This is a genomic window from Streptomyces sp. NPDC055962 (genome assembly GCF_042270185.1).
Lineage (GTDB): Bacteria > Actinomycetota > Actinomycetes > Streptomycetales > Streptomycetaceae > Streptomyces.
In genome coordinates this window covers 284524-296536 of record NZ_JBHJYN010000008.1, presented here as the reverse complement: position 1 = coordinate 296536, position 12013 = coordinate 284524, and the positions used below count along the sequence as shown (strand labels likewise).

At 71.2% G+C, this 12013-nt stretch carries 10 protein-coding genes and 1 tRNA gene; 4 read left to right on the top strand and 7 right to left on the bottom strand.

Annotated features, from left to right (window positions below; genetic code table 11):
- Nucleotides 1-293: 293 nt before the first annotated feature.
- On the bottom strand, nt 294-1697 hold the full coding sequence (locus ACFC51_RS23780; protein ID WP_376379613.1) for a cystathionine beta-synthase: 1404 nt from the start codon (nt 1695-1697) through the stop codon (nt 294-296).
- Between the two features lie 155 nt (nt 1698-1852).
- Here ACFC51_RS23780 and ACFC51_RS23775 point away from each other — a divergent pair, with 155 nt between their 5' ends.
- The 3 genes from ACFC51_RS23775 (at nt 1853) to ACFC51_RS23765 (ending at nt 5502) form a co-directional block, all read left to right on the top strand.
- Nucleotides 1853-2908 (top strand): SGNH/GDSL hydrolase family protein, encoded by a 1056-nt coding sequence (locus ACFC51_RS23775; RefSeq protein ID WP_376379655.1) that lies wholly within the window; start codon nt 1853-1855, stop codon nt 2906-2908.
- A 160-nt stretch (nt 2909-3068) separates the two neighbouring features.
- Nucleotides 3069-4289, top strand: a complete 1221-nt coding sequence (locus ACFC51_RS23770; RefSeq protein WP_376379610.1) for an acetyl-CoA C-acetyltransferase — start codon at nt 3069-3071, stop codon at nt 4287-4289.
- 373 nt (nt 4290-4662) lie between these two features.
- The gene (locus ACFC51_RS23765; RefSeq protein ID WP_376379607.1) at nt 4663-5502 is read left to right on the top strand and encodes a hypothetical protein; all 840 of its coding nucleotides are present in this window, start codon (nt 4663-4665) and stop codon (nt 5500-5502) included.
- Here ACFC51_RS23765 and ACFC51_RS23760 read toward each other — a convergent pair.
- On the bottom strand, nt 5499-5828 hold the full coding sequence (locus ACFC51_RS23760; protein WP_376379605.1) for a hypothetical protein: 330 nt from the start codon (nt 5826-5828) through the stop codon (nt 5499-5501). The two genes, ACFC51_RS23765 and ACFC51_RS23760, sit on opposite strands and share 4 nt — an antisense overlap.
- Before the next feature lie 100 nt (nt 5829-5928).
- On the opposite strand from ACFC51_RS23760, the gene ACFC51_RS23755 reads away from it, so the two are divergent.
- The gene (locus ACFC51_RS23755; RefSeq protein WP_099177272.1) at nt 5929-6159 is read left to right on the top strand and encodes a DUF4287 domain-containing protein; all 231 of its coding nucleotides are present in this window, start codon (nt 5929-5931) and stop codon (nt 6157-6159) included.
- 82 nt (nt 6160-6241) lie between these two features.
- On the opposite strand, the gene ACFC51_RS23750 is transcribed toward ACFC51_RS23755, so the two are convergent.
- The 5 genes from ACFC51_RS23750 to ACFC51_RS23730 form a co-directional block, all read right to left on the bottom strand.
- On the bottom strand, nt 6242-7129 hold the full coding sequence (locus ACFC51_RS23750) for a Bax inhibitor-1/YccA family protein (protein WP_376379548.1): 888 nt from the start codon (nt 7127-7129) through the stop codon (nt 6242-6244).
- 307 nt (nt 7130-7436) lie between these two features.
- Nucleotides 7437-7520, bottom strand: a tRNA-Leu gene (locus tag ACFC51_RS23745).
- A gap of 249 nt (nt 7521-7769) precedes the next feature.
- On the bottom strand, nt 7770-10175 hold the full coding sequence (locus ACFC51_RS23740) for a glycoside hydrolase family 2 protein (protein ID WP_376379545.1): 2406 nt from the start codon (nt 10173-10175) through the stop codon (nt 7770-7772).
- A complete protein-coding gene (locus tag ACFC51_RS23735) occupies nt 10172-11065 on the bottom strand; it encodes an ATP-binding cassette domain-containing protein (protein WP_376530667.1) in 894 nt (297 codons plus the stop codon). Before ACFC51_RS23735 ends, ACFC51_RS23740 begins: the two co-directional genes overlap by 4 nt.
- On the bottom strand, nt 11065-12009 hold the full coding sequence (locus ACFC51_RS23730) for an ABC transporter ATP-binding protein (protein WP_376379539.1): 945 nt from the start codon (nt 12007-12009) through the stop codon (nt 11065-11067). Before ACFC51_RS23730 ends, ACFC51_RS23735 begins: the two co-directional genes overlap by 1 nt.
- Nucleotides 12010-12013: the final 4 nt, after the last annotated feature.

Below are 12013 nucleotides of genomic sequence, written 5' to 3'. Positions count from 1 at the left end.
CTCGGGCTCCGCGCGGGGTCCACGCGCGTGGATAGTCGCGGGGACCGCCGCACCCCCGTTGCCGGGGGGCGGGACGACGGCGGTCCCCGCGAGGGACGCGGTCCCGGGTCAGGGCCGGGTGCCGCGTCCTGGCGACGGTGGAGGTCCGGGAGCCGCTCCGTAGTCCGTGTCGCCGTAGGTGGGCCGGCGGGTTTCCCTGCCGACACCCCTTACTGTGCAGGAGCCGTGTTAAGCCGGTGCTGCGCGGACGTGTCGCGCTCGTACCGATTTCGCGAACCCCGGAAACCTGCCCGCTACGGCTTGGGCGCGGCGTCCTTCGCGAGGAAGGCCAGCAGGTCCTGCCTGCTCACGACCCCTGTGGGCTTGCCCTCGACGAGGACGATCGCCGCATCCGCACCGTCCGCCCCACCGAGCACGGCCATCAGGTCCTCGACCGGTTCCCCGGAACCGACCTGCGGCAGCGGGGCCGACATGTGCTTCTCCAGCGGGTCCGACAGCGTCGCCCGCTGGGTGAACAGCGCGTCCAGGAGCTGGCGCTCCACGACGGAGCCGATGACCTCGGCGGCCATCACGTCCGGGTGTCCCGCGCCCGGCTTCACGATCGGCATCTGCGAGACGCCGTACTCGCGGAGGACGTCGATGGCCTCGCCGACCGTCTCCTCGGGGTGCATGTGCACGAGCGAGGGGAGCGGGCCGTCCTTGAAGTCGAGCACCGCGCCGACCCTGGCCGAGGGACCGGTGTCCTCCAGGAAGCCGTAGTCGGCCATCCACTCGTCGTTGAAGATCTTGCTCATGTAGCCGCGGCCGCTGTCGGGCAGCAGGACGACCACCACGTCCTCGGGACCGAGACGCTTGGCCACCTCCAGGGCCGCGACGACCGCCATGCCGCAGGAGCCGCCGACGAGCAGCCCCTCCTCCTTGGCGAGGCGACGGGTCATCTGGAAGGAGTCCTTGTCCGAGACCGCGACGATCTCGTCCGTGACCGTACGGTCGTAGGCGCTCGGCCAGAAGTCCTCACCGACCCCCTCCACCAGGTAGGGGCGCCCGGAACCGCCGGAGTAGACGGAGCCCTCCGGGTCCGCGCCGACGACCTGCACCCGGTTCTCGCTGATCTCCTTGAGATAGCGGCCCGTGCCGGTGATCGTGCCGCCTGTGCCGACTCCCGCGACGAAGTGGGTGATCCTCCCCTCCGTCTGCTCCCAGAGCTCGGGGCCCGTCGTCTCGTAGTGCGAGCGCGGGTTGTTGGGGTTGGAGTACTGGTCGGGCTTCCAGGCTCCGGGCGTCTCACGGACCAGGCGGTCGGAGACGTTGTAGTAGGAGTCCGGGTGCTCGGGGTCGACGGCCGTCGGGCAGACGACGACCTCGGCGCCGTACGCGCGCAGGACGTTGATCTTGTCCGTGGACACCTTGTCCGGGCAGACGAAGATGCACTTGTAGCCCTTCTGCTGGGCGACGATGGCCAGGCCGACACCCGTGTTGCCACTGGTCGGCTCGACGATCGTGCCGCCGGGCTTCAGCTCACCGCTCGCCTCGGCCGCCTCGATCATGCGCAGCGCGATGCGGTCCTTCACCGACCCGCCGGGGTTGAAGTACTCGACCTTGGCCAGGACCGTCGCCTGCATGCCTGCCGACACATTGCGCAGTCTGACGAGCGGGGTGTTGCCGACAAGACTGATCATCGAATCGTGGAATTGCACCGTGTACTCCGGGATCTCCGTGATGGTCCGCCAAGAGTATGCGTACGGGCAGGAGATTGGACGAAGCGATTGAGCAACGCCCTCCACGGGGCAGGTAGTGCTGTGTACGGCTGTACGGCACGGAGGAGGTGGACCGGACTGTGTCGAGAGCGAGGGTGGCACGGCGGATCGCAGCGGGTGCGGCCTACGGGGGCGGCAGCGTCGGGCTGATCGGTGCGGCGACGGTGGGCCTGGTACTGGCCGAGGTGCAGCTGGCGAAGAGGGCCGTGGGCGGGGGCAAGGCACCGGTCCCGCCGAGTGCGGACGGGCGGTACGGGGTGGCGTTCGCCGGACCCACCGACCCGTTGCGTTTCGTCATGCTGGGCGACTCGACGGCGGCGGGGCAGGGCGTGCGCAGGGCGGGGCAGACCCCGGGGGCACTGCTGGCGTCCGGGCTCGCGGCCGTGGCCGAACGACCGGTGGACCTTCGGAACGTGGCCCTGCCGGGGGCCCGGTCGGACGACCTGGAGCGCCAGGTCTCGCTGGTGCTGGCGGACCCCTCGGGGGTGCCGGACGTCTGCGCGATCATGATCGGTGCGAACGACGTGACCCACCGGATGCCCGCGACGCAGTCGGTGCGCTGCCTCGGCACGGCGGTGCGGAGGCTGCGGACGGCCGGCGCGGAGGTGGTCGTGGGCACCTGCCCGGACCTGGGCACGATCGAGCCGGTCTACCAGCCGCTGCGCTGGCTGGCCCGGCGGGTGAGCCGGCAGCTGGCGGCGGCCCAGACGATCGGCGCGGTGGAGCAGGGCGGCCGCACGGTCTCGCTGGGCGACCTGCTCGGGCCGGAGTTCGAGGCGAACCCCCGGGAGCTCTTCGGCCCCGACAACTACCACCCCTCGGCCGAGGGGTACGCGACCGCCGCGATGGCGATGCTGCCGACCCTCTGTGCCGTCCTGGGACTGTGGCCGGAATCCGACCATCTGGACGGCTCGCGCCGCGAGGGCATGCTGCCGGTCGCCAAGGCCGCCTCCCGCGCCGCACGGGAGGCGGGCACGGAGGTGACGGGGGCCAGGGCGCCCTGGGCCCTGCTCAAGCACCGCAGGCGCCGGCGTCTGCCCGCCCACACGGAGCCGGTGCGCCACGACGAGGCCGCCGAGGGCACGGGCGCGGGCACGGACGGCGGGCGGATGCCCGGACACGGGTCGGGAGCGACGTGGCGGCGGGCCTGAGCGCGGCGCCCCCGCCCGTGGGGAACATTGCGGGCGACTGAGCGGTTGCTTAGAAAAGAGGTCCGCATCACATCGCCTGCCGGGTGACCTCAGCTATACGTCCGGGTAACTTCCAAGGCAGCCCAGCCTTCCTGCCTTCCAGCCCTCATGGAGCCGCGTGATGCCCGAAGCCGTGATCGTCTCTGCTGCCCGTTCCCCGATCGGCCGGGCCTTCAAGGGGTCCCTCAAGGATCTGCGCGCCGACGACCTGACCGCGACCATCATCCGGACCGCGCTGGCCAAGGTCCCCGAGCTGGACCCGAGGGACATCGACGACCTGATGCTCGGCTGCGGCCTCCCCGGCGGCGAGCAGGGCAACAACCTGGGCCGCATCATCGCCGTGCAGATGGGGATGGACCACCTCCCCGGCTGCACGGTCACCCGTTACTGCTCGTCGTCCCTCCAGACCAGCCGGATGGCGCTGCACGCCATCAAGGCCGGCGAGGGCGACGTCTTCATCTCCGCCGGCGTCGAGATGGTGTCCCGCTTCGCGAAGGGCAACTCCGACAGCCTTCCGGACACGCGCAACCCGTTCTTCGCCGAGGCCGAGGCCCGCACCGCCGCCCGTGCCGAGCAGGAGGGCACGAGCTGGAGCGACCCGCGCGAGGAGGGTCTCGTCCCGGACGCGTACATCGCCATGGGGCAGACCGCGGAGAACCTGGCCCGGATCAAGGGCGTCACCCGCCAGGACATGGACGAGTTCGGCGTCCGCTCGCAGAACCTCGCCGAGGAAGCCATCAAGAACGGCTTCTGGGAGCGCGAGATCACCCCCGTGACCACCCCGGACGGCACGGTCGTCTCGAAGGACGACGGCCCCCGCGCCGGCGTCACCCTGGAGGGCGTGCAGGGGCTCAAGCCCGTGTTCCGCCCCGACGGACTCGTCACCGCGGCCAACTGCTGCCCGCTCAACGACGGCGCCGCCGCGCTCGTGATCATGTCCGACACCAAGGCGCGCGAGCTGGGCCTGACCCCGCTGGCCCGCATCGTGTCGACCGGCGTCTCCGGCCTCTCCCCCGAGATCATGGGCTACGGCCCGGTCGAGGCCAGCAAGCAGGCGCTCAAGCGCGCCGGGCTCACCATCGACGACATCGACCTCGCCGAGATCAACGAGGCGTTCGCCGCCCAGGTCATCCCCTCCTACCGTGACCTCGGCCTGCCGCTGGACAAGGTCAACGTCAACGGTGGCGCGATCGCCGTCGGCCACCCCTTCGGCATGACCGGCGCGCGCATCACCGGCACGCTGATCAACAGCCTGCAGTTCCACGACAAGCAGTTCGGCCTGGAGACGATGTGCGTGGGCGGCGGCCAGGGCATGGCGATGGTCATCGAGCGGCTGAGCTGAGTCGCAGCGGAGGCGCAGCCCAGCGCGACCACGAACACGGAGCGGCTGAGCTGAGTCGCAGCGGAGGGTCGGGGTCGTCCCCGGCGGGCGCCGGAGGGCCGTCGATCCGGGCATTCGGGCCCCGGCCCCTCCCGCGCGGGGGCCGGTCCGAATCGGGCCGAGCCCCGATCGTGACCGAATCTCCCCCAGGATGTGATCTGCGTCCCGGGGGAGAGTCGTTTCCCCAGGTCACACCAGCCACAGGGTTAAACACCGGGCACAAAGACCTGTCCAATTCGTGACGTAATGCACTGACAGCAGGCACCAGTACAGGACAAGCTGATGTAGGAAGTCGGGGGTGTCGATTGAAACCGGGAGTATGTCAGTGAGCGCCATGCCGTTTGCCCTGTTGCTGACCACCGCCGCTGCCACGGCTGTCGGCGCCGCCGCTCTGCACGCTGCTCACGGGCTGCGCAAGCAGGTCACAGCCCTGCGCACGGAGCTGGCGGAGGGGCGGCGCGCCCACGCGTCCGTGCCCGAGCAGCAGAACCGGAGCACCAGCACCCCCGTCGAGGAGATACGCGCGGCGGTCGCCGACGCCCTCGCCGAGGAGCGCGAGCGCGAACTCGCCGAGGCCCGTGCCTTCTGGGCCGCCCAGGAGGCACGAGACGCCGCCGACGCCCCGTCCCTGCTGGGCGGATTCGGCGACGACGCCCCGTTCTTCATGCCGCGGCAGAGCGACTTCGTGGGCCTGGAGGCCATGGACCTCGAGGCCGGAGACGCCATGGACGAGCTGGTGGGGCTGGCGGAGCTCACCGACCTGCCCGAGGCCGCCGAGTACGCGGAGTTCCCCGAGGACTCCCCCGAGCTGGCGGCGGCCCGCCGCCGTCACCCGTCGCACCCGGACTTCGTCCCGGTGCAGACACCGGTGGTCACGGATCACGAGCGCACCGTGAACAGGCTGGAGCGGCTCGCGGACATGGCCACGGAGCTCACCGACGTGCGCCCCGGGCCTCTGGGGACGCTCGACGTGTACGTCTTCGCCGACGGCACCACGCTCTGTATGACCCCGGGCCACCGGGAGACCGCGGAGCGGCTCGCCGCCTCGCTGCGCTCCGGTGAGCAGCCGGTGCTGCTGGGTGGTTCCGGTGTCTCCGGCGCCTACGCGCTGACGTTCTCGTGCGGCAAGGAGAACGTCTACATCCTCGCCGACCGCGTCATCGCCTCGTTCTAGCGCGGGCCGGGCGCGAAGGCTCGCGCCGCCGCCTCCTCGACACCCCGCACGGCCTCGTCCAGCTCCTGGGACGAGGCCGTTTCCAGTGCCACGGCCAGGTCCCGGCCCGCGACCGCGAGCTGGTCGCCGACGGCGAATATCCCGGCGTCCGGCATCGTCCGCGGCTCCCGGCCCGGCGCCTCGGCCCGCTGGGCCCGCGCGGACAGCTCCCTGGCCGTCGCCAGGGCCTCCGCGGCCACGCCCTGCTGGAGCCGGCTCTGCGGAGCGCTCCGCAGCCGGTCGGCGAATCGGTCCACGGCAGTGATCAAAGGGGTCGTATCGAGCACGCCGTGACCCTACGCGCCCCCGCAGGATGGTTGCCAACGCGCCGGCGCTCGGGCACGGTGTCGGGAAGGAACAGCACCGCGTACTGCGTCGGAGGCGCCGATGTCCCAAGTCTTCTCCGAAGAAACCCATCGCAACCTGCTCTCCCGGATCCCGCACTGCACCGGTCGCGACATCGCCGACTGGCTCCGCACCGTCGACGAGGGCCCCTCCCTCTTCCGCTTCGAGGAGAAGGTCAGCTGGCTGCGGAGCGAGCACGACCTCACCTACGGCCACGCCAAGGCGATCATCCACGAGTACGACCTGCGCAGAGCCGCGCGCAAGCTCCGCTGACGCACCCGCGACTCCCCGCGGACGACGGAACGGCCCGCAGGCGGTGCCTGCGGGCCGTTCCGTCGTCGTCGCGCCTACGGGGTCAGTCGTCCCCGTTGAGGATGGAGAGCAGACGCAGCATCTCCAGGTAGATCCACACCAGGGTCAGGGTGAGGCCGAAGGCCGCCAGCCAGGACTCCTCACGCGGTGCGCCGTAGTTGATGCCGTCCTCGACCTGCTTGAAGTCCAGGGCGAGGAAGCACGCACCGAGGATGATGCCGATGACTCCGAAGAGGATGCCCAGGCCACCGCTGCGGAAGCCGAGGCCGTCACCGCCGCCGAAGACGCTGAACAGCAGGTTGACCATCATCAGGAGCACGAAGCCCATGGCCGCGGCCATCACGAAGCCGTAGAAACGGCGGGTGACGCGGATCCAGCGCATCTTGTACGCGATGAGGACACCGGCGAAGACACACATGGTGCCCATCACCGCCTGCATCACCGTGCCGGGGCTGATGTAGGTGCTGACCGCGCTGGAGATCACCCCGAGGAAGACACCCTCGAAGGCCGCGTAGGCCAGGATCAGCGCGGGCGAGGCCTTGCGCTTGAAGGACTGGACCATCGCAAGGACGAACGCCACCAGGGCCGCGCCGATGGCGATGCCGTACGACTTGCCGAGGTTGGCCTCGTCGACGGGGAGCAGGGCCCAGGAGAGCGCGGCGGTGAGCACCACGGTGCCCAGCGTCATGGCCGTACGCGTGACGACGTCGTCGATCGTCATCGCGCCGGAGCGCGCCGGCGCCTGCGGGGCGCCGTACTGGGTGTCCTGCTGGGCGTAGGGGTTCGTGGCGTACGGGTTGGCGGCGGTGCCCTGCGCGTACGGGTTGGCACCCGCTGCGGGGGCCCCGGCCTGCGGCGCCGCGTTGAAGCCCGCGTAGCCGTTGTCGCGGCTGAACCCCCGTCGCGAGAAGACCGGGTTGCTGCTCCTCATTTCACTCCTCCATGGCCACCGTGCGCAGCCTTGCGTCAAGAGTAATGGGTAGGCAAAACAATCACCCTAGTGCCAGAGGAGGATCTTTGAGAGAAGTCGCACCGGGGGCACGGCTCCGGTGTGCGCATGACCTGCCGGGATCCGGGCACCAGTGGCGAGAGTGTGTCCGCGCGGCCCCGCGCCGGGCCGGCCTCCGGCAATCACACACGCAGGGTGACCGGGTGCCTTCGTAGCGCGCCCTCCGCACGGAAGGCGGTCCGTCGCGCCGTACGGCCGGTCCGCCGGCACCCACGCCTCGGCGAGCGAGTGCCCGGAGCCGGACTCGAACCGGCACGCCCCCGAGGAGGCAGCGAGGTTTAAGCTCGCCGTGTCTGCATTCCACCACCCGGGCGTGGGCGCGCGACTCCGCGTTTGGCAAAGACCCTATCCGGGGGCATCCCTCGAACAGCGGAACATGCGCTCGATGTTGTCTTATTTTATTGATCGTGTGAGGGCCCGTCAGACACCCCGCACGGCATCAGCACACGCCCGGACCGGCCGATGGGGACGAACCCCGGCAAACGGGAATGACGGAAACTCGCCGCACCCGTACGGCCCATACGCCATGGGCCGCGCCACCGTTCGCCAGGGCCCCGCCACGTCAGCCGTCGACCGTGTCGTTGACGCACCGGAGGACCGGCCTCGCCCCCAGGGCCGCGGGGTCCTTCAGCACGGCGCCCGTGACGTGGAAGACGGCGCTCTCGCCGGGCAGCAGGGTGACCAGCATGGTGTCGACCTCGGCCGCCGGATCCAGCCGGTCGGGGAAGAGCGCGAGGTCCCGCAGCAGCGTCCTGGCCGTCACCGTGACCCGGTGGCCGATGCCTGATTCGTCACCCTGGGTGACGTCGACGTCGTAGCGGGCCGGCGGCAGTGCGACACGGGTGTCCTCCTCGTAGAACTCGACCGTCCGCATCCCGCCCAGCTCGGCCACCAGCAGCTCGCGGGCGGCGTCGCACGGTACGGCGACCGAGTCCGGAAGGTGCACCCGGGTGACGCCGCGGGCCGCCGTGCCCACCACGACCGTCTCCTCGGCCAGGACGGTGCCGTCCAGGGAGCGACGGGTCAGCCGCAGCGTGCCCTCCCAGAGGCGGGCGGAGTCGTTGACGAGGTGCAGGGCCCCGTCGCGTACGGCCATGAGCCGGTCCGCGTACACCTCGCGCAGGGCGTACCAGAGGGGCTTGCGGCGGCCGTCGCCGTCCACAGCGGCCCAGGACACGACCGGCCAGCAGTCGTTGAGCTGCCACACGATCGAGCCCATGCAGTACGGGCTGTGCGAGCGGAAGTGCCGGATGCCGAAGGCCACCGCGCGGGCCTGGTTCAGCTGGGTCAGCCAGTGCCAGTCGTCGAAGGAGGCGGGCTGCGGGAGGTGGTCACCCAGGCCGCGCAGCAGCTTGGCCCGGCCGTCCTCCGCCTTCTGGTGGTGGGCGACGAGCGGGGCGTCCGTCGCGAGGGGGCCGCCGACCGCGCGGCGCAGGGTGGCGTACGCGGGCGGCCCCTGGAAGCCGAACTCCGCGACGAAGCGGTGGGCCGTGTCGGCGTAGTGGCGGTAGTCGACGCGGTTCCAGACGTCCCAGAGGTGGACCGTGCCCCGGGCGGGGTCCTGCGGGGGCAGCTCCGGGGCACCGGAATAGGGCGAGCCCGGCCAGTACGGGCGGGAGGGGTCGGTCTCGGCACACAGCGCGGGCAGCAGCTCGTGGTAGTAGCCGTGACCCCAGGTGCGGCCCTCCAGCTCCTCCTGCCAGCCCCAGTCCGCGTGGCCCTCCAGGTTCTCGTTGTTGCCGCACCACAGGACCAGCGAGGGGTGCGGGGCCAGCCGGACGAGGTTCTCGCGGACCTCCGCGGCCACCTCGTCGTACAGCGGCTGCTCCTCCGGGTAGGCGGCGCAGGCGAACGGGAAGTCCTGCCAGACAAGCAGCCCCTTCTCGTCGCACAGTTCGTAGAAGTCGTCGCTCTCGTAGAGGCCGCCGCCCCAGACCCGGATCAGGTTGACGTGCGCGGCGACCGCCTGGTCGAGCCGGTCCGAGACGCGCTGCCGGGTGAGACGGGACGGGAAGCAGTCGTCGGGGATCCAGTTCACCCCGCGGACGAAGACGGGCTCGTCGTTCACCGAGATCCGGAACGCCTCCCGTTCCAGGCCGACGCCCCGGAAGCCGGTCCTGCCGGTCCACGCGTCCTCGCCGAGGCGGACGGTGACGTCGTACAGCGGCTGCTCGCCGTGGCTGTGCGGCCACCAGCGGGCGGCCCCGGGGACGGCGAGGGTGGCGCCGGCGCGGTCCTCCCCGTCCGGGACGGTGAACACGGCCCGCTCGCCGGCCACCTCCACCGACGCCTGGAGGGGGCCGCCGCCGTCCCGGTCGACGTCGAGGGTGAGGGCCAGGCGGGGCACCCCGTCCCCGTCGAGGTCGGCGAGGACCTTCACCCCGGCGATCCTCGGGCCGGTCCAGGACTCCAGGGCGACGGGCCGCCAGATGCCGGAGGTGACCAGGGTCGGGCCCCAGTCCCAGCCGAAGTTGCAGGCCATCTTCCGGATGAAGGCGTACGGCTCGGTGTAGGCGCCCGGCCTGTCGCCGAGCTTGTCGCGCAGTGCCTCGGCGTAGGCGTACGGCGCGGTGAAGCGTACGGCGAGGGTGTTGGAGCCCTCGCGCAGCAGTTCCCTGACGGGGAAGCGGTAGGCGCGGTGCTGGTTGGCTGTGCTGCCCACCTCGGTGCCGTTGAGCAGGACCGTGGCGACGGTGTCGAGGCCGTCGAAGCGGAGCGCGGCGGACTCGTGCCCGTCGTCGGACCAGTCGAAGGCGGTGCTGTACGTCCAGTCGGTGCGGCCGATCCAGCCGAGCCGGTTCTCGTTGTCGTCCAGATACGGGTCGTCGATCAGCCCGGCGGCCAGCAGGTCCGTGTGCACGCATCCGGGGACGGCCGCGGGGACGCCGCCCGTGGGGAGCCCCACCGGTACGGGGCCGTCGGCGGTGAGCGTCCAGCCGTCGTGCAGGGGCAGGTGGCGAGAGGTCACGCGGAGGTCCTTCCGCAGTCGGGGAGTTGGGCGCAGGCGACGAAGTGGTCCGGTTCGGTCTCGTGCAGATCGGAGTCCTGTGCGCCCCCCTCGTGGTAGGCGCAGGACTCGACGGGTTCGGCTGACGTCCAGGGCTGGTTCAGCCGCGGCACCGCGGCCAGGAGGGTGCGGGTGTAGGGGTGGAGGGGGGTGCCGAAGACCTTCTGCGTGTCGCCGCGTTCGACGACACGGCCGTTCCTCAGCACCACCGTCCGCTCGGCGAGGTAGGTGCCGAGGGAGAGGTCGTGGGTGATGTAGAGGACGCCGAGGCCGCGTTCCTTGAGCCCGGCGAGGAGGTTGAGCACATCGATGCGGGTGGACGCGTCGAGCATGCTGGTGATCTCGTCGGCGACCAGGAACCGCAGGTCCAGGAGGAGGGCCCGGGCGATCAGCAGGCGCTGGAGCTGGCCGCCGCTGAGCTGGTGCGGGTAGCGGCCGAGCACCTGCCCGGGGTCCAGGCGTACGTCCCGTACGGCCTTCTCCACACGGTCGGCCCACTCCTTGTCGGAGACACCGGGGTGGTAGGCGTGGCGGACGAGGGCGAAGACGCGGTCCGCCTTGAAGACCGGGTTGTAGCAGCTGAAGGGGTCCTGGAAGACGCCCTGCACGCGACGGTAGAAGTCCTTGCCGGGACGGACCTGTTCGCCGTCCAGGGTGAGGCGGCCCGCGCTGACGGGGGTGAGGCCCAGGACCATGCGTCCGATGGTGGACTTGCCGCTGCCGCTCTCGCCGATGAGCGAGACGAGTTCGCCGGGCGCCGCCTCGAAGGAGACCCGGTCCACGGCGGTGACGGAGCCGCCGCCGAAGGCACCGGCCCGGAAGGTCTTGGTGACACGGTCGAGGGTCAGCATCAGGCCGCCTTCCAGCATGCGACGGTGTGGCGGGGGGCCACCTCGACGACGGGCGGATCCTCGGCACACCCGCTGTCGGCGAGCGGGCAGCGGTCGCGGAAGCGGCATCCGGCCGGCGGGTTCAGCAGCGAGGGAGGGGCGCCCTCGATGCCGCTGAGCGGCTTGTCCTTGTAGCGGGCGCCCACCTGGGGCAGCGAGCCGATCAGCATCTTCGTGTACGGGTGGCGCGGCTCGGTCGTCAGCACCCTCGTGGGTGCCTTCTCCGCGAGCTTGCCCGCGTACATCACCATGATCGAGTCGGCGATGTGCGAGGTCAGCCCGAGATCGTGGGTCACGAAGATCATGCTGGTGACCAGCCCCTTGTCACGGAGGCCGGTGAGGGCGCCCACGACGGCCTGCTGGTTGGAGACGTCCAGCGCCGAGGTGACCTCGTCGGCGACGAGGACGGACGGGTCGAGCAGCGTGGAGATCACCATGACGGCGCGCTGCTTCATGCCCCCCGACAGCTCGATGGGATAGCGGTCCAGGACCCCGGGTTCCAGGCCCACGAGGGCGAGGCGGCGGTGTAGTTCGCCGGTGTCCACGGTGACGCCGCGCGAGGCGAGGAGCTCGCGGATCATGCGGCCGATGCGCCGGGTCGGGTTGAGCGCGCTCATCGAGTACTGGGGGACGAGCGAGATCCTGTGGAAGCGGTAGGCGTTCATGGCCCGGTCGTCGGAGAGCGGCAGTTCGTCGCCGTCCAGCGTCACGGTGCCGCCCACGTGCTTCATCCGGCCGTCGAGCCGGATGAGCGACTTGCCCAGGGTGGTCTTGCCGCAGCCGGACTCGCCGGCCAGGCCCAGGATCTCGCCGTCCGCCAGGTCGAAGCCGACGCCGTCCAGGGCCCGGACCTCGCCGCGCAGCGTGCGGTAGTGGACCCGCAGGTCGTTGACGGTCAGGGTCATGTGC